At 66.0% G+C, this 23,608-nt stretch carries 17 protein-coding genes; 6 read left to right on the top strand and 11 right to left on the bottom strand.

The window, feature by feature from the left end:
• Positions 1-18: 18 nt before the first annotated feature.
• The 4 genes from E1N52_RS35445 to E1N52_RS35430 form a co-directional block, all read right to left on the bottom strand.
• Positions 19-2,256 (bottom strand): PAS domain-containing protein, encoded by a 2,238-nt coding sequence (locus E1N52_RS35445; protein WP_133188607.1) that lies wholly within the window; start codon positions 2,254-2,256, stop codon positions 19-21.
• Between the two features lie 233 nt (positions 2,257-2,489).
• A complete protein-coding gene (locus E1N52_RS35440) occupies positions 2,490-2,957 on the bottom strand; it encodes a RidA family protein (RefSeq protein WP_133188605.1) in 468 nt (155 codons plus the stop codon).
• 125 nt (positions 2,958-3,082) lie between these two features.
• Complete coding sequence (locus tag E1N52_RS35435) at positions 3,083-3,754, bottom strand: response regulator transcription factor (RefSeq protein ID WP_133188603.1); 672 nt, start codon at positions 3,752-3,754, stop codon at positions 3,083-3,085.
• Between the two features lie 331 nt (positions 3,755-4,085).
• A complete protein-coding gene (locus tag E1N52_RS35430; protein ID WP_133188601.1) occupies positions 4,086-4,580 on the bottom strand; it encodes a DUF3331 domain-containing protein in 495 nt (164 codons plus the stop codon).
• A 394-nt stretch (positions 4,581-4,974) separates the two neighbouring features.
• On the opposite strand from E1N52_RS35430, the gene E1N52_RS35425 reads away from it, so the two are divergent.
• From E1N52_RS35425 to E1N52_RS35400, 6 genes are all read left to right on the top strand, one after another.
• Positions 4,975-6,045 (top strand): catalase family peroxidase, encoded by a 1,071-nt coding sequence (locus E1N52_RS35425; RefSeq protein ID WP_133188599.1) that lies wholly within the window; start codon positions 4,975-4,977, stop codon positions 6,043-6,045.
• A 174-nt stretch (positions 6,046-6,219) separates the two neighbouring features.
• Positions 6,220-6,765, top strand: a complete 546-nt coding sequence (locus tag E1N52_RS35420) for an RNA polymerase sigma factor (RefSeq protein WP_133188597.1) — start codon at positions 6,220-6,222, stop codon at positions 6,763-6,765.
• Positions 6,762-7,712 carry an anti-sigma factor gene (locus tag E1N52_RS35415; RefSeq protein ID WP_133188595.1) on the top strand — a complete coding sequence of 317 codons (951 nt, stop codon included), beginning with the start codon at positions 6,762-6,764 and terminating at the stop codon, positions 7,710-7,712. Before E1N52_RS35420 ends, E1N52_RS35415 begins: the two co-directional genes overlap by 4 nt.
• Positions 7,713-7,784: 72 nt before the next feature.
• On the top strand, positions 7,785-8,621 hold the full coding sequence (locus tag E1N52_RS35410; protein WP_133188593.1) for a hypothetical protein: 837 nt from the start codon (positions 7,785-7,787) through the stop codon (positions 8,619-8,621).
• Between the two features lie 19 nt (positions 8,622-8,640).
• Positions 8,641-9,534 (top strand): c-type heme family protein, encoded by an 894-nt coding sequence (locus E1N52_RS35405; protein WP_133188591.1) that lies wholly within the window; start codon positions 8,641-8,643, stop codon positions 9,532-9,534.
• Positions 9,535-9,537: 3 nt separating this feature from the next.
• Positions 9,538-10,875 (top strand): serine/threonine-protein kinase, encoded by a 1,338-nt coding sequence (locus E1N52_RS35400; protein WP_133188589.1) that lies wholly within the window; start codon positions 9,538-9,540, stop codon positions 10,873-10,875.
• Here E1N52_RS35400 and tagF read toward each other — a convergent pair.
• From tagF to tssH, 7 genes are read right to left on the bottom strand one after another with little or no spacing between them, the layout of a single operon-like run.
• Entirely contained in the window at positions 10,872-11,432 is a 561-nt protein-coding gene (gene tagF, locus E1N52_RS35395) for a type VI secretion system-associated protein TagF (RefSeq protein WP_133188587.1), read from the bottom strand. The genes E1N52_RS35400 and tagF overlap by 4 nt on opposite strands.
• On the bottom strand, positions 11,429-14,953 hold the full coding sequence (tssM, locus tag E1N52_RS35390) for a type VI secretion system membrane subunit TssM (RefSeq protein WP_133188585.1): 3,525 nt from the start codon (positions 14,951-14,953) through the stop codon (positions 11,429-11,431). The genes tagF and tssM overlap by 4 nt, the downstream gene beginning before the upstream one ends.
• Positions 14,950-16,302, bottom strand: coding sequence for a type VI secretion system protein TssL, long form (tssL, locus tag E1N52_RS35385; protein WP_133188583.1), 1,353 nt, complete (start codon positions 16,300-16,302; stop codon positions 14,950-14,952). Before tssL ends, tssM begins: the two co-directional genes overlap by 4 nt.
• Before the next feature lie 25 nt (positions 16,303-16,327).
• On the bottom strand, positions 16,328-17,662 hold the full coding sequence (gene tssK / locus E1N52_RS35380; RefSeq protein ID WP_133188581.1) for a type VI secretion system baseplate subunit TssK: 1,335 nt from the start codon (positions 17,660-17,662) through the stop codon (positions 16,328-16,330).
• An 8-nt stretch (positions 17,663-17,670) separates the two neighbouring features.
• Positions 17,671-19,032 carry a type VI secretion system-associated FHA domain protein TagH gene (gene tagH, locus E1N52_RS35375; protein ID WP_133188579.1) on the bottom strand — a complete coding sequence of 454 codons (1,362 nt, stop codon included), beginning with the start codon at positions 19,030-19,032 and terminating at the stop codon, positions 17,671-17,673.
• On the bottom strand, positions 19,029-21,014 hold the full coding sequence (locus E1N52_RS35370; RefSeq protein WP_133188577.1) for a type VI secretion system Vgr family protein: 1,986 nt from the start codon (positions 21,012-21,014) through the stop codon (positions 19,029-19,031). Before E1N52_RS35370 ends, tagH begins: the two co-directional genes overlap by 4 nt.
• Entirely contained in the window at positions 21,001-23,604 is a 2,604-nt protein-coding gene (gene tssH / locus E1N52_RS35365) for a type VI secretion system ATPase TssH (protein ID WP_133188575.1), read from the bottom strand. Before tssH ends, E1N52_RS35370 begins: the two co-directional genes overlap by 14 nt.
• Positions 23,605-23,608 lie beyond the last annotated feature (4 nt).

Below are 23,608 nucleotides of genomic sequence, written 5' to 3'. Positions count from 1 at the left end.
GGGGCGCGTGCGCCTCATTTACGCGCCGTACACGGGAAGCGAGAACGAGAAGATCGCGCCGGGACCATCCACCGGAATCTCTGCCCAAAGGCGCCCGTTCAGGCTTTCGATGATCGACCGGCTAATGGCAAGACCAATGCCCATGCCGTCTTGCCTCGTCGTATAAAAGGCATCGAAAAGCCGCTCCGCATCTTGCGGGTCAAAGCCGATTCCCGAGTCACGCACGACGAAGCGGACCGTTTCGTCCGACCCGGCTTCGGTTGTCAGCGTCACGCGCCGGGGCCGGTCGTCCACCGAACTCATGGCTTCCGCAGCATTGCGCAGCAAATTCATGATGACCTGCTGCACCTGTACGCGGTCGCAGCCCGCAAAAGGCAGGCCGTCCGCGAACTCCATGCGCACGACCACGCGTGCGCGGTCGAGGTCGCTCTGCATGAGGGCAATGATGTCCCGCGCGGTGTGGCCGAGATCGACCGGTTCGATCGTGGCGCTGCGCCTCGTGAAGAGCGCGCGCAGTCGCGTGATGACGTCGGCGGCGCGGTTGCCGTCGCGGATCGTGCGCCGCGCCGTTTCCTGCGCGCCTTCGATATTGGGAGGCACGGCCGCCAGCATGCGCAGGCAGGTGCTCGCGTTGGTCACGATACCCGCAAGCGGCTGGTTGACCTCATGGGCAATCGAAGCCGTCAACGCGCCAAGGCTCATTACCCTCGCGACATGCGAAAGCTCCGCGCGCGCCTTGTCGAGCGCCTCTTCCGAACTGCGGCGCTGGCTGATGTCGAGCGCGGTGCCGCTATATTCCTTGCGGCCGGGGCGGTCCGTCGTGCGGTGCGCGATCAAATGCAGATGCTTGACGCTCTGGTCCGGCATCAATAGCCGGTGCTGGCATTCGATATCGCTTTCGCCGCGCCGCCCCTGCTCGATGAACTGTGCGACGAAGCCGAGATCTTCCGGGTGAGCGCGCCCGGCGATACGTTCCAGCGTAACGGGCGTGCCCGGTTCGAAATCGAAGATGTGGTAAATCTGCTCCGACCAGGCGATCTCATCCGTATCGGCATCCCATGAAAAGTTGCCCATTCTGGCCAGCGCCTGACCTTCGGCGAGGAACGCCTCGCTGCGCCGCAGTTCTTCCTCCGCGCGCTTGCGATCGTCGATATCGATATTGACGCCATACCATTTGACGACGTTTCCATCCTGGTCCCGCAATGGACTCGTGCGAAACAGAAACCATCGGTAGTGGCCGTCGTAGCGCTGCATGCGCGCTTCCGCGGCACCCGGCATGCGGCTCGCCATAATATCGGTCCATGCGGCCATGAGCCCCGGAAGATCATCGGGATGAACCGCCTTGGTCCACTCGTGGTCCTGCACCTGCGAGAGCGTTCGCCCGAGATAATCGAGGTAGAACTGGTTATAAAACTCGCCGGTGCCGTCCGGGCGCGCCGACCAAACGAGCGCGGGTAGCGCGTTAATGGTCTCGTTGAGGTGGCGCTCGCTCTCCGCGAGCGTGAGTTCGGCTCGCTTCCTGTCTTCGATATCGATGCACAGGAGAAACCAGCGCAGAATGCTGCCGGCGCCATCGCGCAGCGGAAATCCGCGCACGTTGACCCAGCGGTACACGCCGTCTGCGCGACGATGGCGGCTCTCGACGTTGTACGTTTTGCCGCTTGCAAGCGAGGCTTCCTGCGCTGCGATCGCCGCGTCGAGATCGTCGGGATGAACGATTTCGTGGCTGCGCCAGGCCTTGAGTTCCTCGAACGACTTGCCGAAATAATCGAGCGTGAGCTGGTTTTGACCTTCGACTTCGCCCGTCGGCGAGGTCACCGTGACAGGCACGGGAATGCTATCGACGATCAATTGCAGGTCGAGAGCTCGCCGATCGAGCGCATCTTCGGCGCGCCGCAAGTCGTCGATATCGTTGCACGTCCCGCACCAGCGAACGATTTGGCCGGCGGCGTCGCGAATCGGGTTGAGTTGAATGTCGAACCAGCGCTGCTGACCGTCGCAACGACGCAGACGCGCCGTGATTCGCCCGGGTTCCCCGGAAGCGAGGATGGCGCAGCGACGCTCGAGCAATTCCGGCAGGTCGTCGCGGCTTACCGCTTCCTGCCACTGCGAACCGGATGACGCTGCGAGGCCAAGGCCCGTATATTCGGACCATTTTCGGTTGACGAAGTCGACCCGGCCGTCAGGCAGCGCAGTCCACGCAACAACGGACAACGCATCCAGCACGATGCCGGCATCAAGGGCCAATCCCATCATTTTTCTGATAATCGTGAGCAGGCGTCAGAGCTTCAGACATGCGCCAATGCCCGCACTCAGGTGCGTTTTCCGTGAGTTGTCCGGTCTGACCAGAGAATTTTGCGATTATTGCATGCGAAAACAGGTGTCGCAACCGCGCTTTGCTTTTGTAAAGGCGCGTGATTTCGTTGCGAACGCATCGGATCGATGCCACGCTGCCCAGCGCAGCATCGCCTTCGCAATGGACTGACTGCTCAGTCGGCGATTTCGACGATCAATTCGATCTCGACGCAGGCATTGAGCGGCAACTCCGCGACGCCCACCGCCGAGCGCGCGTGCACGCCCGCCTCGCCAAACACCTTGGCGAGCAATTCCGAAGCGCCGTTCGTCACGAGATGCTGCTCGGAAAATCCCGCCGCCGAATTGACGAAGCTCGTGAGCTTCACGATCTGCTTGACAAGATTGAGATTGCCGACTTTCGCGTGCAGTGTTGCGAGTAGATCGACAGCGATCTTGCGCGCGGCCTCGCGGCCCTCTTCGGTGCTCAGCGTGGCGCCCAGCTTGCCGGTCACGATCGCGCCGGCATCGCGCGGAAGATGGCCCGCCAGATAGACCGTGCCGCCGCTGCGAACGCTCATGGTGTAGGCCGCGGCCGGGGAACTGACCTGCGGCAACTCGATGCCCATGGTCTTGATCGTCTCGTAGACGTCACGCGTTTCCATTGCACTCTCTCCAATTGGGTTATTTCATGAGGGAGTGCAAAAGATAACCGCAAAGGCGCGAAACAAACGCTAGATCATGGGGTGATGATCGTATTCAAAAGATTGGGGAAATCTAAACCCTGGTATTAACTCAGCCCCGATGGCTCGACACCGAGCGCAACGATTTTGCGCACCAGTTCGGCAACGGAGCGCACGTTCATTTTTCGCATGGCCTGACCCCGGTGGATCTTGACCGTGACCTCCGCAATGCACATTCTCGACGCGATCTGCTTGTTCATCAGCCCCGCCGCGACGTGGACCAGCACCTCCCGCTCGCGCGGCGTCAGTACGTCCCAGCGCTCGCGCGCCTGCACGAGCGAGCTGTCCGCTTCGAGACGTTGTGCGTCGCGCTGCAGCGCGGCAACCACGGCGTCGATCATGTCCTGATCGCGAAAGGGCTTGGTGAGGAAGTCGATTGCGCCCGCCTTCATCGCCTCGACCGTCATGGCGATGTCGCCGTAGCCCGTCATGAAGACGACCGGCATAGCCGAGCGTTCCTGCGTTCGAAGTGACTTCTGCAGCGCCAGGCCGCTTTGACCGCGCAAACGGACGTCGAGCACGAGACACGACGGCCCCGGGCTCTTCGGCGCCGCGAGGAACGCTTCGGCGGAGTGAAAGGCGTGGACGTCCAGGTCGATCGAGCGCAGCAGGCTCGCTAGTGCGCTGCGCACCGAATCGTCGTCATCCACGATATAGACGACGCCGGCAGGGGTACTGGCGCAGGGGGCAGCCGACCAGGCGGTCACGGTGTTGAGCATCTACGATAGCGTTCTGCAGTGTTACGTTGTGCGAATTGAACCATCACAGACGCCGCCCAATACCACTGGGACGCCAATGCCTGACTCACCCGTCCTGGCGCCGGCCGCAGGCGGGCCGCGCATAGATTGCGCAAGCCTTGCAACGCCGCGCCCCTGAAGCTTACATCGCGCGTTCTTGCAAGGCTCTAGTACTTTGGTATTGGGGAGTCTGGCCGCGTCGATGCGGCCCGAGCGTTTGGCGGGAGAAGCCGAAAGGGATCGGGAAATCCCAGATAATGAGTTTAAGCGCCGCAATTGAGTGTCTTTGCGGCGCCATACGTGGCTATTCCTGCTATTCGGGGTCGGCCAGGCGGGCGTCCCACGCATCCAGCGACACGGCCAATATCATCGCCCCCGAATTCAAAGGGACCTTGTAGCGCCGCGCCAGCGGCCGGAAAACCGCATCGCCCCGCTTGATGGGCTGCCCCGACAGCACACAGATGCCCGACCTTCTGGCGATTGCGCGCTTCCAGACCTGCTCGCGGTAACTGCAGCGCGTCGGGTCGCTCCACGAGAGCGTGAAGGACGAATTGGCGAGGCGCTCTTCTATCGTCACCGTGCAGCTTGCGTAGGTGCTGTGATCCGCGGCCCGCAAATCGCTTCGCGTGCGCACAGCCGGCGCGCGGCGCGAAACGCTCGTCCTCGAAGCCGGCGAGGCAAGCAGGCCCGAGACCACGTGCGCCCACGGATTGCGCGGACAGTCTTGCGCTACGGCGGTTACATCATCGTCCGGAGCCTCTGTTTCATTGTCGGTTTCACCGGCGCCACGGGGCTGCGCGAGGCGCATGCTCTCGCCAGCGCCGCCACCATCGAGTGCGCCTCCCGCGTATGTCGACCTCCACGAGTCCAATCTCACCACGGCTAACTCCCATGTTCTGGATGAGCGTGCATGTCACGCGTGCCCTGTCGCCCGAAGCCGGAACGTCTTGTCTATTGGGTCCACTGATTTCGGATGACAGAAGCTTAAGGAGAATTACTGCTGGCCGGTATTCTTCCCACGCATAGACCGATAGACGCTTTGGGATGGCGACCTTATACGCAGGTATACGTTCGAGATTCAGTACACACTGAAAAGCGGCAAGCGGATTACCATGTTTGCCTCGCCGCTCGACGGCAACGCACGAGATTCTTAGAGGGCCTGTCAATTCATCGACAGCTGCGCGAGGCCCCTGCGCCGATTTATGTACCGTCTTTCGTTTTCGCAACTTCTTGTCAGATACGCATTCATCGCGCTCACGCTCGCGGCCTCTGCCGCGGCGTTCGCATGGGCCGCGGGCTGGATACACTGGCCCGGCCAGGCCGCGCTCACGCCCAACCGGCTCATCGACGCATTCGAACGCAGCGCCGGCAAGCATCCCGGATTTCGCCGCAACCATGCTAAAGGCATCTGCGTGAGCGGCTATTTCGACAGCAACGGCAACGGCACGGCGCTTTCTCGCGCGAGCGTATTCGAGCGCGGCCGCACGCCGTTGATTGGCCGCTTCTCCGCGCCCGGCGGCAATCCCGCTGAAGACGACGCGGACACGACCGTGCGCAGCTTTGCGTTGCTTTTCGCGATGCGCAACGGCGAGCAATGGCGCACCGGCATGAATTCCGCACCCGTATTCGCGGTGCGCACGCCGCAAGCGGTCTACGAACTGCAAGAGGCAATGCAGCGCGACAGGCGCACGGGCCGCCCCGACGCCGCCAGACTCGACGCGTTCTTTGCGAACCACCCCGAAACCAACGCGCTGCGCGACTGGCTCGCAGCACACCCGCCGGCTTCCGCGTTCTACAATGCGCGCTACTACAGCATCGATGCGTTTCGCTTCACCAACGCAAGCGGCAACATGCGGTTCGTGCGCTGGAGTGTCGTGCCCGATGCGTCTTACGCGCCGCTGGACACCGAGAATCCGCACGCGAAAGACCCCGACTTTCTCGCGCACGACCTGGAAGTGCAATTGAAATCGGGTCCAGTGCGCTGGCACCTCATGCTGACGCCCGCGGATGCGGGCGACCCGGTGGACGACGCCACACGCGCCTGGCCCGCCGAACGCGAGCAGCATCGCGTCGATGCGGGTACGATCGTGATCGAGCATGCGCAGTCGCAGATCGACGGCCCCTGCCGCGATATCAATTTCGACCCGACGGTGCTGCCGGCGGGCATTGCGCCCTCTGATGACCCGCTGCTCGCCGCACGGGCCGCCGCTTACGCGGTGTCGTTCGACCGGCGCACGAGCGAAGAAGCGCTCGCGGCCCTGAAAGGCCGATGAAGGCCGCCGCGAGCGCAACCCAAACGAAAGCATGGAATAAAGCGCGCCGGCCAGGCGTTTGGTTTCAAGTTCACCAAAATGGCTCGAGCCGTGCGCCCCCTGGCAGACGGTCGAACACGACCGCGAAGCGCGCGCCAGTCCGGATTGAACGGGGATCGTGGAGAAAAACCTTCGATGAGCGGTACAGACTTACCGGGCATGCTTCCCGCCATGATTCCGCGGCTGTGGGCGTTTGCGCTGCGCCTGTCCGGGGACCAGCACGATGCCGAAGATCTCGTGCAGCGCGCCTGCCTGCGCGCGCTCGAGCGCGCACATCAGCTCCAACCCGACACGGCCCCCCTGAGCTGGATGTACTCCATCATGCATTCCACATGGATCAACGAACTGCGAGCCCGCAGCGTGCGCAAGCGCGCGAGCTTCGAATGGGATGACGATTTCCTCGAAAATCTCCCAGATCCCGTTGATAATGGCCCCGAAACGCAACTCATGCACAGCCAGATCATCGAGGCGGTCGAGCGCCTGCCCGAAGCCCAGCGCGTGGTGATGCTGCTCGTCGCGGTCGAAGGCTTGACGTACCAGCAGGCCGCCGACGTGCTCAAGGTACCCATAGGCACCGTGATGAGCCGGCTCTCGCGAGCGCGGCAATCGGTCGGCGCCATGTTCAACGGTGCAGCGCCCAAGGCGCCGCCCGCTCCGCAGCAGAAGGACTCACTCGCATGATTGCCGACGACGCACTGTTACTCGCCTATGTGGACGGCCGCCTGTCGCCCGACGAGCGCGCCGCCATCGAAGCGCAGTTGCGCGAGTCCGCCGAGGCGCGCAAGAAGGTCACGCTGTTGCGCGCCTCTCAGGTCGATTTCGCCGGTGCCTTCGCCCAGCAAACGCTGCCGCGCGTGCCCGAATCGCTGCGCCTTGGCATCGACGAAATGGTACGCGCGCAAACCGCGCAAGCCGCGCAAAGCGCAGAACCCGCGAAACCCGCGCAGCCTTCGGCGAGCGCGAACGATGCGGCAATGCCCGCCTCGGAACAACAACCTTCCGCGCCCGTGAAATCGCGCCTGCGCCGCGTGCCGGTCTGGCTCGCGGCAGCCTGCGTGGTAGGCGCGTTCGTGGCCGGCCAGTTCGTGCGCTTCGACTCGCTGTCCGGGGCTGGCGGTCAGGGCTCCGGCTCCTCGCAGCTCGCGAGCGCATCGGACCTGTCGCCGTGGGTGAAGGCGGCCGTCAGCTACCAGAAGCTCTATACGCGGGAAACCGTCGCGTACCGCCAGGACGATCCCGCACTCGCCGCCCGGGTCGTCGAAGACATTCGCCGCGACGACCGTCTCGCGCTGCGCGTGCCCGACCTGAGCAGCGCCGGGCTCACCTTCAAGTCGGTGCAGCGCCTGCGCTTTCGCAACAAGCCGCTCGTGCAGATCGTTTATCTGCCGCGCAGCGGGCCGCCCATCGCGTTGTGCGTGATGAAGGACGCGCGCCCGGACGAAGCGGTCGCCTCGCGCACCGTCGATTCGATGGGCGTCACCACATGGCGGCAGAACGAGCTGACTTACGCGCTCATCGGGCAGGCGGGCGATGTCGATCTCGCCGCGCTCGGCAAGCGCATCTCCAACCTCGATACGGCCGCGCTATTCAGCGAGGCGCAGGAAGCCGTACCGCCGCATAACGGATAAGCGCCAAGGCCGGCGCGGAATAATATCGCCGCCGGGCTGTTGTGTTGAGGAACCCTCGATCAATGGCTCGGCATGATTCATCGATTGCACATCTGGGCAGCGGGCGTCGTCATCGCGGCGGCGCTCGCGTCGCCCGCGCAGGCCGCCTGGCGGCTCGCGAGCACCGATGCACCCGTCGGCGTCGTGCGCGGCGCGAGCGTGACCTCGGCAACAACGGGCGACACCCTGCGCGACGGGGACCTACTCGAATCGCGCGATGGCGTTGCGCATCTGCAGGACGAGCACGGCACGCTCGTCGCGCTTGGTCCGCAGACTCGCGCGATGCTCATGGCCGACGGACATGTCGCCTTGCTCAGCGGCTGGCTGAAGATCGCGGCTGCCGCGTGCGCAAGCGCGCCCTGTGCCCAGGTGCGCGTGGACATGGAACCGGGAGCGCTCGATATTGGAGCGAGCGCGGCAGCGATCATCGCAGCGCCCGAGAACGCGCAAACGGTCAACGTATTCAGCGAAACCGGCACACAGACCTTCGCTGCAAAGCCGCCCACGTCGATATCAAACGGCCGCTTCGCGAGCTTCGACAGCACTGGCCATGTGCAAATATCGGCACGCCCCACCAACGCTTTCGTCAAGAACATGCCGGTCGCGTTTCGCGACGCCTTGCAGCCGCTCGCCGTCGCCAGGCCCGCACACATTGCGCCGCCCTCGCACGCCGCGACTTACGACGACATCGCGCCGTGGCTGGACAGCAAGCTGCCCGCGCGCAAGAGCTTCCCAGCACGCTTTCGCTCGCGTCTGACCGATCGTGCATTTCGCCACGATGTTCAAGCGCATCTGAACACCCTGCCCGACTGGCGCGCCCTGCTCTATCCGCCGGCGCGCCCGGGCGTTCACAACGTGCGCTATCCATAAGGCTCGACCCTTCACTGCCATGAAGCCCGGACTCTCGCTCAGCGTCAAATTCAACCTGGTATTCCTGATCATCTTCGCGATCGCGCTGGTGGTGATCGGCGTGGTCTCCGACCGTCTGCTGCAAAAGCAGGCGCTCGAAGAAACCGCGCACGACGCCAATATCCTCGCGAGCGCCGCATCGTCGATGCAGAGCTACACCGCGGCGCACGTCACGCCGCTGCTCGCCACGCAAATCAAGTACAGCTTCGTGCCCGAATCGATCCCCGCGTTTTCGGCCATCGAAATGCTCAAACTGCTGGGAAAGGACTTCCCGAACTTCTCGTACAACGCCACGATGCTCAACCCGACCAATCCGCGCGACCGCCCGACCGACTGGGAGACCGATGTCATTCGGCATCTGCACGATCATCCGGAACTCAAGGAACTGACCGGCCAGCGCGAAGCGCCAGGCGGCCGTTCGTTCTTCCTCGCGCGGCCCAGCAGCATTACCGACACTGCCTGCATGCAGTGCCATAGCACGCCGAACGCCGCGCCCGCGACGATGATCGAGAAGTACGGCAGCTCGAACGGCTTCGGCTGGACCATGAACGAGGTGATCGGCGCGGAGTTCGTCTCCGTGCCGATGGCGCAGCCCATTGCGCGCGGGCGAGCCGTCTGGCGCACGTTCATGCTTTCGCTCTCCGCCGTGTTCGCGGTCGTGCTGATCGTCATGAACGTGATGATGCACATGCTGATCACGCGTCCCATTCGTGCGCTGTCACGCGCCGCCGACGAAATGAGCCTCGGTAAGCTCGATGCGACCACGCTGCCAACGGGCGGATCGGACGAAATCGCATCGCTTGCGGTGTCCTTCGGACGCATGCGGACCAGCCTCATCGAAGCGTTCCGCATTCTCGACGAAGAGCAGACGTAAGCGATGTCCCACTCCGCCGACATCCCCGCGACCTTCGACCGCTACGTGATCGAGCGCGTGCTCGGGCGCGGCGCAATGGGCGTGGTGTATCTGGCGTTCGACCCGCGCATCGAGCGCAAGGTGGCGCTCAAGACTATTCAGCGGCCTGCGGGCGGCGAAGCGGATCACGAACTCACCGCGCGCTTTCTGAACGAAGCGCGCGCCGCGGGGCGTCTCGCCCATCCGCACATCGTTGCGGTGTACGACTATGGCGAAACGGGCGACACCGCTTTCATCACGATGGAATATGTGCGCGGCGAAACCCTCGCTGCGCATCTCGCGCAGCACGCGCGCGCGGGTACGCGGATGAATCCGCTGGCCGCCCTACGCTGGTTCGCGCAACTGCTCGACGCGCTCGACTACGCGCATGGCGCAGGCATCGTTCACCGCGACGTCAAGCCCGCCAATCTGCTCATCTCGCCGCGCGGCGAATGCAAGGTCACGGACTTCGGCATCGCGCAGCTCGACACGTCAACGCTCACGCAAACCGGCACGCTGCTCGGCACGCCGAGCTATATGTCGCCGGAGCAGTTCACGGGCGACGCCGTCGACGCACGCTCCGATCTCTTTAGCGCCGCAGTCGTGCTCTACGAAATGCTCACCGGCATATGCCCGTTCACGGGAACGCCGGGCGCCGTGATGCACAAGATTCTCGATGAGATGCCACCTCCCCCTTCGGCGCTCGTACCCGGCTTGCCTGCCTACGTTGACGAACTGGTGATGAAAGGCATGGAGAAGCGCCCACAAGGGCGCTACGCCGGTGCCCGCGAATGGCGCGATACGCTGCTTGCGGCACTCGCTGCCGACGTCCATGAGGATGCCGAACGAACCGTGCTTGTGCAGGCGGCTCTCGAATCGCCGTTTCCCGCGCCGCCAATGCAGACCCAGCTCGATCCAGAACTCGTCGCGCATCTGGAGAAGCGCCTGGCGAGCCATGTCGGGCCCGTGGCGTCGCTGCTGGTACGGCGAGCGTGCGTAGGGGCGACGAACATCGATACGCTGCGCGAACGCCTGAGCGCCCACTTGCCCAACGACGATGCGCGACGCGACTTCGATTCGCTATTGATTCCGGTAGGCGCGGGCGCGCCGCGCACGATCGGCCCGCAGACAGTCAGCGCCGAAAGCGTGAACGAAGCCGCCTCGCGCCTCTCGACGCTGCTGGGCCCCATCGCCCGTATCGTGGCGCGCCGCGCCGCCGCCCGCGCCACCGATCTGCGCACCTTCCACACGCAACTGCTCGACGCGGTGCCGGAGCCGCACCGCGAAACGCTGCGCCGCGAATGGGATGTCGACAGCGACTAGCGTGCGATGTCATAGGCTTCGAGCAGATCCAGGAACAAGCTCGCATCGAGCGCCCCCTCGTGTCGATGCGTTGCGCCATCCTCCTGAGTCCACCACATGCTGACGCCTTCGCACGATGCCAACGCGACTGGCTGCTCGTGCAGCGTAGCAAGTTTCGACTCGAACGCCGTTAGCGAAAACGAAGGCGCCAGCGTCGAGAGGGCAAGCGCACATGCCTCGACGTGCCAGCGCGAATCGACGGCACGCGCTGCGCCTTCGATCTGCCGCGCGATCACGAATGGAAAATAGCGCCCCACGGCGTCGATGCCTGGCATGAGCACGCCGGTGCACGCGCAGTCGTCGATCACGGAGGGCGGAGCCGAAAAGCGCCACACGGGCATCTCCAGATAGCGATCGAGCCAGCCTCCGGCATGGCGTTCGCGCGCGGCCAGCAGACCGCGTTGCAGCCACGCGTCCCAACGGCCGACGAAAGCGGCGGAAAGGCCGCGCCCGACGAAATCGCCGTGCGTGCGGACCTTGCCGTAAAAACCGGCGTCGATTCGAGATGCTGCGTTCATAGCGAGGCCGGACAACGAAAGCCAGTGAGCACGCCCGCGCGCAACGGATTCTCCACGCTGCCGGCGACCAGCGCGAGCTTGACCTTGCCGTCGTCGAACGTCGCGTTGAAATGATCGGCCTGTCCGGCCTGCTCGATACGCGCGGCGTCGAGCAGATGGAACAGCGCCCAGGGTCCGTCCGCGCGAGGCGGCGTCGTCGTCGCGGGATCGAGTTCGACATGCGCCTGCCCCGTGCCCTTCCCGCTCGGCCACTGGAATGCGGCGGTGGCGTTGGGCGCATCACTCGTCGCGCTCAGTTGGGTACCGTCGATATCGAGCACGAAGCGCTTCAGCGAAGGATCGAGCGAAACCACCTTCGCCGAGAAATGCACGGAAACGTCGCGGCCGCCATCGCGAAACAAAGCGTCCCGCAACGTCGCCGCACGCTGGAACGCCACCGGCACGTCGTCGGACATGCCGAGGGCTTTCGCTTCGGGCCGCCACTTCCACACCGCGCCGGACGTATCCACCCGATTCTGCAGATTCTTCTGGAAGAACGCGTCGATCAAGCCGCCAGGCGCCAGCACGCGCGCGAAGTCGTCGGGCGCGGCGTCGCGCGTCGAGGTCCTCACGAGCGGGTAACGGCCGTCGAGCGCCTGCTTGCACGCGGGCGCGACGGTCGTGGCCCAAAGCGTTTGCAGTTGCGCACGCTGGCCCTGGATCTGCACGGTATCAGCATTGCCCGCTACGCCTTGCAGCACCGCCGCGAGCGGTGCGGGCGCGTTCTGCGAGAGCAGCTTCAGGCGGTCGAGCGGCCCCGTGGCGGGCGGCGGCAGCGCCTGCCTGCGCGCCGTGTCTTCCGCCTGCAGCGTCGCTGCTGCGTCCTTGAGCGCGTTGATGTACTCGTCCAGCGCCGCGCCCGCTAGATCGTGCAGCGCCTGAAAATGCGTATCGACGGGTGTCGGCGCGGCAGGCTGCTCCGCCCCCGCGCCTATGCGCTTTTCGAGCGCGTCGAGCTTGCCGGGTGCGGCGGCAGGCGGCGTGAAGGTCGTTTCGCGCGCGACGGCCTGAATCAGCGCGCGCAACGGCGAAGTCGCCGAGCCGAGCAGGTTCGCGATGCGCGCGCCCTGATCCGGCGCGCTGAACGGCACGACGGCGATATCGGCAAGCAACGCGTCCCACTGGCGGATCGCCTCCTCGCTGTAGAGCCGCGTGAGCGCCGCGCGCAATGCGTCGGTGCTTTGCGCATCCGTATGCGTCTGGCCCGCGCCGAGCACCCAGTCGTCCTTCGACAGATTGGCGAGCGCCTCTTCGCGCAAGCGCACGAACGCCTCGAAGCCCGCACGCGTGTAGGCGCCCTCTATACCTTGCGTGAGCGGCGCACCGCTCTTTCTCACGAACACGATCTGCCCGCTCGGCCCCGCCGCTTTCGCCACGCTGAAATCCGGCAGGCGCAGTTGCGCGAGTTGCTGGTCGATACGGCCATCCAGGCGCTGCGCGAGCGGCACGCGATTGAGCACGGCGCGCGCCTGCGCGATCAGGTTCTGATCGAGCGGCAAGTTCGCATCGAACTCGCCACGTCGGAACAAGGCCTGCAAATGCTGCTCGATGTCGGCGCGCTGCGCGTCGCTCGCGTCTTTCATCGAACCCGTGCGCCAGGTACGCAGCGCCCAGACCTGCAACGCGTCCGGGTCGAAATGCGTCGGGTCGCCCAGCATCAGGTACGCGCGCAGGGCTTCATAGAGCGTGGCGGGGTCTTCCGTGCTGCCGCGGCGAAGCTCGTCCTCCATGCGTTGCACGACGATCGGCAGCAAGGTCTGCCGCAGCAGGCGCTGATACAGACGCTGCGCTTCGAGACCGAGCTTCTGGCGCTGATCGAGGCCCAGGCCCGCCCACCACAGCGTGTCACGCGAAGCGCGCTCCGCTTCGCCGCCGGGCAAATCGCGCGCGGCGTCGAGCAGCGGCAGGACCGCAAGCGGACTGTCGCCCGCACTGGTTTTCTTCGCAAGCTCGGCGAGCGCGGCGATCTGCTGACGGCTTTCATCGACGAAGCGGCGATTTGCGCGATCGCTCGCGATCAGGGCGATCAGTCCCGCCGCCAGCAACACGGCGATGCCTGCGATCGCCGCCTGCTGAAAGCGCGTGCGTCGCCGCACCGCGCGCGGATCGCTGCCCGCGATGCCCTGTTCGGCGAAGATCACGTCGCGCAGCAGCCGCTTGACGAAATACGCGCGGCCGCTCGAGGCGTCCGCCATCACCACCTCGCGGCTCAAGCCGAGCGATGCGGCCATCGCGCTCATCATGCGGTCGAGTGGACGTCCGCTCTGCGTGCCGCTCGTGAAGTACACGCCGCGCAGCGACGGCGCGCGAGCGAAACGAGACTCGCCGAATGCCTCTTCGAGAAACCGCCGCAACGCGCGCTCGATGCCCGCGAACTGCTGCGGGAAGGCATAGATCAGCGCGCGACGCCGCGGGTCGGTTTCCTGCTGCATCCGTTGCAGCACGCGGCCTTGCAGTTGCGCGTGCAGCAAGCCGAACTCTTCGGAGAACCGCGCGAGCGGCGCACTGCCTTCGCCCGCCTCGTTCTCCGATGCGAGCGGGAACGTCATACCCCACACCTGCTCGCGCTCGTCGCGCCCGAAGTCGTCGAAATACTCGGAGAAGCCTGCAAGCATGTCGGTTTTCGTCACGACGACATACACCGGCAAGTGCACACCGAGTTGCTGGTTCAGTTCGGAAAGACGCTCGCGGATTGCGGCGGCATAGGTGGCACGCTCGGCGTCGGACTGTTGCAGCAGATCGGCGGCCGAAACCACGGCCATCACGCCGTCGAGCGGACGGCGCGGCCGGTACTTGCGCAGCAGCCCGAGAAAGCCGAGCCATGCGCCGCGATCGGCCTGCTCGTGGCTGTCTTGCGTGGTGAAGCGGCCCGCCGTGTCGAGCAACACGGCGTGGTCCGTGAACCACCAGTCGCAGTTGCGCGTGCCGCCCACGCCGCCCACCGCCTGCGCGCCAAGCCGGTCCGCGAGCGGGAAGCGCAGCCCCGAGTGCGCAAGCGCAGTCGTCTTACCCGCGCCTGGCGCGCCGACGAAGAGATACCACGGCAAGTCGTAGAGCGTTTCGCGGCGAGGGGCGAACCACGCGAACATGCGCCGCATGCCGCGCGCGCCGCCGGCAGGCGCGCGCGAATCGCGCAGTGTCTTCAGCGCCGCTTCGAAGCGCGTGCGCAGTGCCGCGACGTCGGCGTCGGCCGCCTTGCGCGCGGGGTCGGGTGCGTGCTTCGCCGGGTCGAGTGCATCCGCAACGAGGCTCTGCACGAACGTCGAACTGGCGATGCGCGCTTTTGCAAAACGGATGCCCCAATAAAGCGCCCAGCACGCGAGGATGAGCGCGATCACACTCCAACGCCTGGCGCTGCTCTCGAGCGGCGCCGTGCCGTTGAACGCCACGAGCGGCCCTTCGAACCAGACCAGCGCACAAAGCGCCAGTACGCCCGCAAACGTGACGACAGCGGGCTTTCTGAACCACTGAATCCACTTCATGGCGCGGCTCCCGGCGCAAGAATGGCGATGGTTACGCGGCGGTTGCGCGCGCGGCCCGCAGCGGTTTCGTTCGATGCGACCGGCTCGGTATCGCCGCGGCCTTCGGCGCTCACGCGCGCAGGGTCCGCGAGGTGCGCGGCGAGAATCGCGCGCACCGTCTCCGCACGCGCCTGCGAGAGCGCGACGTTGGAGGGAAAGCGCGCCGACACGATGCGCTGGTCGTCCGTGTGCCCGATCACGACGACATTGCCCGGCTTGTCCGCCAGCGCCTCGCCGATGCGCTGCACGAGCGGCACAAAATGCGGGTCGAGTTCGGCGCTGCCGGACGCGAAGATTTGCGTGCCTTCGGCGCTGTTGTTGATGGTCACGGTCGTGCGGTCCCCCGATTCGCCCACCGTGACCAACCCTTGCGCGATCTCCGGCGCGAGAAAGCCATCGAGCGCCGACGCGAACTTCGGCGCGGCCTGCATCTTTGCCGCGAGTACGGGCGCAGGTGCCACGCGAATGCCGCGTATCGCCTCGAACACCGGGTCGGAGAACGCGTTGATACGCAGCCCGAGCACGAGGCTCGTGGCCATCAACACGAGGGCTGCGAACGCCAGCGCGACCCACAGCGGCACGAAACCCAGCGTCCGCTCGCGCGCGTGCTCAGCGGGCTGCCAGTGCGGCGACAGCGCGCGCTCGACGGGGCCGCGTTGCGCGCGGATCATCTGTTCGAGGCGTTCGCGAATCTCGTCGAGCTGCCGCTTGCCGCCTTCGATGAGCCGGTAGCGCCCGTCGAAGCCAAGCGCGAGGATCACGTAGATCAGTTCGAGCAGGTCGATGTCGGCAGCGGGTGTTTGCGCGAGCCGCTGCAGGATGACGAAGAGCCGCTCGCCGCCCGAAGCCTCGTTGTGAAACGTCACGAGCAGGCTCCTGCGGCCCCAGACCCCTGCGCCCCACGGCGTCGCTGCAATGGCCTCGTCGATGAAGGTGCACAGGCAATATCGCGCCGGGCCGAGCTGCGTGTCGGGCACGCCGAAGGCTCGGCCGTCGGCCTCGAAGCGGCGCACCATCTGGATCAGTTGCGCGCGCAGCGTGTCGAGATCCGGGTGGCTCGGCAGGCGGCGCAGCGGCAGCGCCAGTTCCAGCAGCGGATTGGCCGCCCGCAGCAGCGGGTTGCGCCCGGCGATCGAGGCATCGAGCGGTGTGAGTGCCGGCTCGGCGGCTTGCGGCTTGGGCTGCGGCGTGGCCTGCGCTTCGGCGCCGGCCGAGCGTTCGCGCTTGCGCCCCGGCATCGGCATGCGGATCGTGCGCGCAGCGTCGAGATAGTCCGCATCGTCGAGCGGTGCGTTCGTGTTATCGGTCATGGAAAGAGTTCCTCCACGCATGGCTTCAATGACGGATGGCCCAGAGTTCCATGGCGAGCCCGGGGAACTCGCCCGCCACGTGCAGCGCCATGCCCGCCGAAGCGGCAAGCGTCGCCCATGCTTCGTTCTGGTCGTCGAGTTCGAAATAGCTGTAGCCCGCGTGGAACGGCAACTGGCGCGGCGCGACCGCCAGCGCGCGCAACGCGATGCCTGGCAACTGCAAGTTCACGAGATCGCGGATCTTCTCGATGCTGCCGATCTTCACCTGGCTTGTGAACGCGGAGATCAGCGTGCCGGCCGGCACCTGCGCCCGCACCGCAAGCACGAAGGTCGCGCCGGCAAAGAGCGTGCGGTCCGCGACCCGCGCCACACGCAAACCATATTTGCGTTCTTCGAGCGCAATCGCCACGACCTGCGGATCGGCGACGTGCGAAAGCGCGAGCCGCAGCGCGTCGATCACAGGTTCGAAGGTCTCCTTGAGCCGGTCGTGCCGGTATGCCGCGAACGTCGGTGGCCGCCGCCCAGCCTGGCTGAACGTGGCAAGCTCGCCCGCCAGCGCGATGCACGACTGATAGAACGCTTCGGGATGCAAACCATCCATGGCATTGAAGTGAGTGACGAGCGGCTGCGCGCGATTGACGATCTGCAGCAGCAGGAAATCCGCGATTTCGGCCATACCCGCGCCGTCGGGTTGTGCGAGACGCCCGGCGAGCGCTTCACCGCGCTGTTGAAGGAGCCCGCCCAGCTCGGTCGAGAAACGCGCAAGGCGCCCCGCCACGCGATAGTCGAGGCACGGCGCGCAATAGTCGTCGTCGAGCACGACGCGGCCGTCGCTGCGGCGCTCGATCACGTGCACCACGCCCGCGCATGCATGCGCGTTGGCAACGTCGGGCGCGAGCGCGAGACGCAGACGCAGCTTGCCGATCTGCAGCAACGTGCTGGGCGCGTCGGCGTCGTTGCTGTCGTGCACTTCGAAGTCCCCCGCGCCGTAACGCGCGAGATCGTCGGCGTGCCCGTCGCCGCCCGATTCGGGCGCGCCGGCGCGGCGCACCGGCAGCGCGAGCATGACGGTCACGTTCGCGGCGTTTTCGGGGATATCGAGCGGCTCGGGCAGATCGTCGTCTGCGGGCAGGTTGAACGGCGTGCCGTCTGGCAGCACGCCTGCCGCCGCGCGCAACGCCAGTTTGCCGAGCTTGAGCAGCGCCTCGTCGATCTCCAGCGTCGTAAACCCCCAGCCGTAGGCGCGCAGGCCGTTCACGCGCCCCGAGAGCAGCGCCTCGACGTGCCGGTCGTGCTGCTGGAGATGCTGCGGCTGAAGGAACATGCCCTCCGACCAGATGACTTTGTTGTTCCAGTACATGCTGTGACTCAATCCTTGGGAAATTGCAGCGCGTCGAGCTGCGCCTGATAGGCCCGGCCGAACGGTTCGCCGAAGCGCTGCTGGAAATCGTCGCCCGCGTCGCGCGACACGTGCTCCCACGTCTTCACGAAGCGCAGCCACAGGCGCGCCCGGCGATTGCCGACGAGCGCCTCGAGGCCGGAGGGCGCGTCGAGCGAGCCCTCGATCGCGTCGGGGTCGAGGCGCGCCATGGCGTCGTCGAACGCGGCGCGCATGCCGGCGACGAGTGCGAGTTCGTGCGCCTGGATATCGCGGTACGCGGCGCGCAAGGCTTCGTCCGGCGCGAGATAGCCGCGCCCGCGCGCGCCCAGCATTTGCGTCAAGGCGCGGTCCGCGTCGGGAAAGAACTTGAGCGGGTTGTTGTCGCGCGCCTCGATCATCGTCATCGCCATGCGGGCCTCGCGACGCGCCATCGCGCGCGAGCGCAGCACGCTCATCGTGCCCTGGGTGGCTTCGCGCAACAGCGCACCGGCGAGGCGCGCGATTTCCTGCGCGCTCAGGTGGGCGACATCGGCAGGGGCGATGCCGAGCCCCTCCAGCAATGCGTCCAGCACTGCCGAGTCGTCCGCGCGCGAAGCCGCGGGGCGCGTCTCCGGTGCCGCCGCACGCGACTCGTCCAACCGGTGCGCCGGAATCGCAGCCACGGCTTTTTCCGGCGACACATGCTCGAAACTGCGTGACGGCGCGGCCGGTTCGCGCTGCGCCGGCGCGGGAGCGTCGCGTAACGGGTCGGCGGAGCCCAGCACCTCCATTAGCGCCCGATTCGATTCGCCGCCGAAATGGCCCGGTTCGCGCAGCAATGGCGTCGCGGCGAGCGGGTCGGGCGTGAACGGCGCTTCGTCGCGCACAGGCTGCGGCGCAGCGGCAGCGCGTGGTGCGTCCCAGTCGTCGGGGATGAGCGGCGCGCTCGGCGGCGCCTCGAACTCCGGCGTGCCCGGCAGGCTCGCTGCGAGTGGCTGTGCAGGCGGCGTGGGTTGGGTCATCAGCGTTTGATCGAATGGCGCCCGGCTTTCCTCGTCCTTTTCGATGGAAACCGCGAGCGTATAAGCGCCAATCCGGATCTGGTCGCCATGCGACAACACCGCCTCGTGCGCGCCGTTCAGCGCCTCGCCGTTCAGCAGTGTCGGATTGCTGCCGGCATCGACCAGCACATATATGCCGTCACGACGCTCGATGCTCGCCTGCATGCGCGAAATACCGCGCTGCGCGTCGCTCAGCACCAGCGTACTTTCCGGCGCGCGGCCAATCGTTGCGCGATCGTCGATCTCCATCGTGCGTGGCGCGGCGTGCTTACCGGCTTCGCCGCCCTCAACAGTCAGCGTCAATCTCACGGGGCCTCCTGATTGCGTATCTTGCTCGTGCCGTCGTCGGCGTCGCGGGGTGGCCGTGGCGGCGCGGGGGGCACGGAGAGCGGCACCGGCGGCACGCCCGGGCCGAGCGGAATCGGGAAGCTCGACATCTCGATCGTTTCCGGACCGATGAGGATGTACGACGCCCCCGCACGCAGCGCGATGGTCGCGCTCGCCTCGATTTCCACCGCCGCGCCCGCCTTGATATGCACGGCTGCGCCCGCGTCGAGCGAATACGCCTCGCCCACGAACTGCTCGTGCGTCGTCATGCTGGCCACCGAAACGGGGCCAACTACGCGCGACGTGCTGCTGCCCAGCACCGAATCGTTACGCGCGCCGCGTGTCTCGCGAAACTCCTCGCCGCCGATGCACAGATGCCGTTCGCCGGTGACGTTCATCAGCGCGTCGTGCTTGACCCACGTTTCGTGATCGCGCTCGGCGTGAAAGAACATCTGTTCGCCGCCCTTGCGGTCGTCGAGACGAACTTCGTTGTAGCCGTTGCCGCCCTTCGTCGACTGGCTCTTGAGCGTGGACACCGCGCTTTGCGCGGGCAGGTCGTACGGCGGCATATTGGTCGAGTTGTAGACCGCACCGACGATCACAGGCCGGTCGGGATCGCCTTCGATGAAATCCACCAGCACCTCCTGGCCGATGCGCGGCAGGCACATCGCCCCCCAGCGCCGGTTCGCCCAGCCCTGCGCCACGCGCACCCAGCAGCGATCGAGCCGATCCGTGCCCCCTGCCTGCGAAAGCTGCTCCCAGTGAAACTGCACTTTCACGCGTCCGTATTTGTCCGTGAGAATCTCCTCGCCCGGCGGCCCGATCACGACCGCCGTCTGCGGGCCCGCAGTGTGAGGAACGGGCGTGATGCGCGGCGAACGGAACGTGTTGTCGCTGCGAATCGCAGTGAAACGGCAATCGAACATCGGCTGCTTGGGGTCGCTCGTGGATACATAGGCATCCGATACGATTTCGGCCTGATTCTCGATCACGAGATACTGACGGTTCTGCGCGCCGCCCGGATGATCGCGCAGCCGGAACAAGCCGCCCGCTGCGATGCCGCGTGAGGTGGTGCGCCCTTCCATTGCGTCGTTCTGCGTTTGATGGATCTCCACGTTGACGCGCGCCAGGCGCTCGCCGTCGCCCGCTTTCAGATGCCCGCTCAGATGCTCCTGCATCAAATAGCGCGGCGGATCGTAGGGTGCGCTGCGTGTCGCGCGCGAAACGAGCCCTTCGCTGTTGCTCACCGAGGCCTTTTCGAAGTCGTAGTCGTTGACTTCGTAGCGCCCCGTTTCGAGCGTCGCGCCCGCATGCCAGCGGTATACGCATTCTTCGTCGGGTTCAGGCGTGTCCCAGCCCTGAAACGGCACCGACTCATAGTGCGCGATGGGACGATGCTCCGCGCCGGAATCGGCCAGCACGAGCGTATGCTTGCCGCCTGTGTGCTCGAAGAAGTAATGCATGCCTTCGCGCTCCATGAGGCGGCTCACGAAGTCGAAATCCGTTTCGCGGTACTGCACGCAATGGTCGAGCGCCGGGTAGCTCGCCGTGCATGCGTTGCGAAAGTCGATGTCGTACGACTCCAGCACTTGCGCCACGATTTGCGGCGCCGTGCGCTGATGAAAGAAGCGCCGGTGCGAGGCGCGCGTGAGCAGCCACAGGCGCGGATGCACGACCGCCTCATAGCGCGCCATGCGATTTTTCGTGGTGTCGCCGGGTGCGAGCAGACGCAGCGTCGTGACGATGCCGTTGAACTCGCGCGACCCGCCCGCTGGATAATCGAGCGTCACAGAAAGGTTCTGCCCGAGCACCGTGCCCGGGTCGATATCGTTGTGCAGGCTCAGGAACGCGATCTCGAAGCGGCTCAGGCGTCCCAGCGCCTCGCTCGCCGACATGCGCAGAAACACCGCGTCGTCGCCGAGCGCCGCACAGGTCATACGCACATGGCGACTAGTCGAAGGCATAGCTGAACTCCTCGCCCTCGACGCTCACGTGCACACGCTCAAGCGTTCTTCCGTCCATCACGCGCGAAAGGAACTCCGTGCTGATGCGCGGCAGCACGCTGTTGGTGAGGATCGCGTCGATCATGCGGCCGCCGCTTTCCATGCGCGTGCAACGCCGTGCGATTTGCGTCACCACGCTCTCGTCATAGGTGAACGGCACGCCGTGCGTGAGCGTCACACGCTCAGCCACGCGGCCGAGTTGCAGCCGGATGATGGCGCCCAGCATCTCATTGGAGAGCGGGTAATACGGAATGGTCACCATGCGTCCGAGCAACGCGGCCGGGAACGTCTCCAGCAATTGCGTGTGGAGCTCGCGTTCAATCACCTCCATCGGCGGGCTCGTTCGTGGATCGCGGCACAACTGCGCAATGCATTCGGTGCCCGCATTGGTCGTGAGCAGAATGAGCGTATTGCGGAAATCGATGGAACGGCCTTCGCTGTCGTCCATCCGGCCTTTGTCGAAGACCTGGAAGAACAGCTCGTGCACGTCGGGATGCGCCTTCTCCACTTCGTCGAGCAGCACGACGCTGTGCGGCCGCCGGCGCACCGCTTCGGTCAGCACGCCGCCTTCGCCGAAGCCCACGTAGCCCGGCGGCGCGCCCTTGAGCAGCGACACCGTGTGCGCTTCCTGATACTCGCTCATATTGATGGTGATGAGGTTCTGCTCACCGCCATAGAGCGCCTCGGCAAGCGCGAGCGCCGTCTCGGTCTTACCCACGCCCGAAGTGCCCGCGAGCAGGAACACGCCAACCGGCTTATTCGGATCGTCAAGGCCGGCGCGCGAAGTCTGCACGCGCCGCGCGATCATTTGCGTGGCATGCTGCTGGCCGATGATGCGGCGGTCGAGCACCTCGTTCAGCCGCAACACGTTGCCGATCTCGTTCTTCAGCATGTTGAGCACGGGCACGCCGGTCCAGTCCTGCACGACCGCGGCCACCGCGTGACGGTCCACGCCCGGCAGCACGAGCGGCGCGTCGCCCTGATGCTCGGCGAGTTGCGCCTGGCGTTCGCGCAACGCGGCCAGATCGGCGTCCGGGGCGCCTTCCCGCAACGCCTGGCGGCGCGCGAGGATGTCTTCGACCATCTCGCGCTCCACATTCCAGCGCGCGTGCAGATCGGCAAGGCGCGCGGTTTCGGTTTGCAATGCCGCCGCCGCGGCTTCGCGACGTGCCGCCGTATCGACGCCGATCGCCGCCTCGCGCCCGATCACCTCCAACTCCGTGTTGAGCGCATCGATGCGCCGTTGCGCGTCGTCGACTGCGGGCGGCTTGGCGTGCTGGCTCACCGCAACGCGTGCGCACGCTGTATCGAGCAGGCTCACCGACTTGTCCGGCAACTGCCGCGCGGGAAGATAGCGATGCGAGAGCTTCACCGCCGCCTCGATCGCCTCGTCGAGCACCTGCACGCCGTGATGCGTTTCCAGCGCGGCAGCGAGTCCCCGCATCATCGTCACGGCGCGCGCCTCCTCGGGCTCGTGGACCTGCACGACCTGAAAGCGCCGCGTGAGCGCCGGATCTTTCTCGATGTGCCTGCGGTACTCCGACCACGTCGTCGCTGCGATGGTGCGCACGCTGCCGCGTGCAAGCGCGGGCTTGAGCAGATTCGCCGCGTCGCCGGTGCCCGCCGCGCCGCCTGCGCCGATCAGCGTGTGCGCCTCGTCGATGAAAAGGATGATGGGATGGAACGCCGCTTGCACGGCTTCCAGCACCTGGCGCAAACGCGCTTCGAATTCGCCCTTCACGCCCGCTCCGGCTTGCAGCAGTGCGATGTCGAGCGCCCGCAGGCTCACGTCGCGCAGCGCGGGCGGCACGTCGCCCGCCGCGATGCGCAGTGCGAGGCCTTCGACCACGGCCGTCTTGCCGACGCCCGCCTCGCCGGTGAGGATCGGATTGTTCTGCCTGCGCCGCATCAGGATGTCGACGACCTGGCGAATCTCCGCATCGCGGCCCACCACGGGATCGAGCCGGCCCTCACGCGCCTGGGCCGTGAGATCGACGGTGAAGCGCTGCAACGCGTCGTCGGTGCGATGCGGCGTGTCGGGCTCCTGCGTCACGACAGGCGCCTGCGTCGATGCTTCCGGCGAACCGTCGAGCACATCGGCGAAGTTGGCGACGAGGTCATCCAGCTTTACGCGATCGAACTCGCGCGAAATACCGCGCAATGCGTTGCGCAGCACGGGCGTCTGCAACACGCCGACGAGCACATGCGCGCTGCGCACCTTCTGCGCGTCGAAAAGCAGCGAGGCATAGACCCAGCCGCGCTCCACGGCCTCTTCCAGCTGCGATGAAATATCGCTGACCGAGGCCGCCCCGCGCGGCAGCCGGTCGAGCGCATCGGTCAGATCGCGCGCGAGCGCGGCGGCCTCGATGTGGGCGTGCCGGATGACGTGATGCAGGTCCGAATCGGGCAACTGCAGCATCTGATGCAGCCAGTGCGCAAGCTCGACATACGCATTGCCGCGCAAACGGCAGAACGTGGTCGCGCTCTCCATCGCGCCGAAGCTGAGCTTGTCGAGTTTGCCGAACATGACGGCGCGGCTGATGTCTGCCATTGCA

Origin of the sequence: Paraburkholderia guartelaensis (assembly GCF_004353905.1) — a bacterium.
Lineage (GTDB): Bacteria > Pseudomonadota > Gammaproteobacteria > Burkholderiales > Burkholderiaceae > Paraburkholderia > Paraburkholderia guartelaensis.
The sequence above is the reverse complement of the archived record's forward strand: the minus strand, read 5'-3'. Positions and strand labels throughout refer to the sequence as shown.

Coding starts and splice junctions, on each gene's coding strand:
- E1N52_RS35445 (WP_133188607.1), bottom strand. CDS start 2,256: ATGATGGGATTGGCCCTTGATGCCGGCATCGTGCTGGATGCGTTGTCC.
- E1N52_RS35440 (WP_133188605.1), bottom strand. CDS start 2,957: ATGGAAACGCGTGACGTCTACGAGACGATCAAGACCATGGGCATCGAG.
- E1N52_RS35435 (WP_133188603.1), bottom strand. CDS start 3,754: ATGCTCAACACCGTGACCGCCTGGTCGGCTGCCCCCTGCGCCAGTACC.
- E1N52_RS35430 (WP_133188601.1), bottom strand. CDS start 4,580: ATGCGCCTCGCGCAGCCCCGTGGCGCCGGTGAAACCGACAATGAAACA.
- E1N52_RS35425 (WP_133188599.1), top strand. CDS start 4,975: ATGTACCGTCTTTCGTTTTCGCAACTTCTTGTCAGATACGCATTCATC.
- E1N52_RS35420 (WP_133188597.1), top strand. CDS start 6,220: ATGAGCGGTACAGACTTACCGGGCATGCTTCCCGCCATGATTCCGCGG.
- E1N52_RS35415 (WP_133188595.1), top strand. CDS start 6,762: ATGATTGCCGACGACGCACTGTTACTCGCCTATGTGGACGGCCGCCTG.
- E1N52_RS35410 (WP_133188593.1), top strand. CDS start 7,785: ATGATTCATCGATTGCACATCTGGGCAGCGGGCGTCGTCATCGCGGCG.
- E1N52_RS35405 (WP_133188591.1), top strand. CDS start 8,641: ATGAAGCCCGGACTCTCGCTCAGCGTCAAATTCAACCTGGTATTCCTG.
- E1N52_RS35400 (WP_133188589.1), top strand. CDS start 9,538: ATGTCCCACTCCGCCGACATCCCCGCGACCTTCGACCGCTACGTGATC.
- tagF (WP_133188587.1), bottom strand. CDS start 11,432: ATGAACGCAGCATCTCGAATCGACGCCGGTTTTTACGGCAAGGTCCGC.
- tssM (WP_133188585.1), bottom strand. CDS start 14,953: ATGAAGTGGATTCAGTGGTTCAGAAAGCCCGCTGTCGTCACGTTTGCG.
- tssL (WP_133188583.1), bottom strand. CDS start 16,302: ATGACCGATAACACGAACGCACCGCTCGACGATGCGGACTATCTCGAC.
- tssK (WP_133188581.1), bottom strand. CDS start 17,662: ATGTACTGGAACAACAAAGTCATCTGGTCGGAGGGCATGTTCCTTCAG.
- E1N52_RS35370 (WP_133188577.1), bottom strand. CDS start 21,014: ATGCCTTCGACTAGTCGCCATGTGCGTATGACCTGTGCGGCGCTCGGC.
- tssH (WP_133188575.1), bottom strand. CDS start 23,604: ATGGCAGACATCAGCCGCGCCGTCATGTTCGGCAAACTCGACAAGCTC.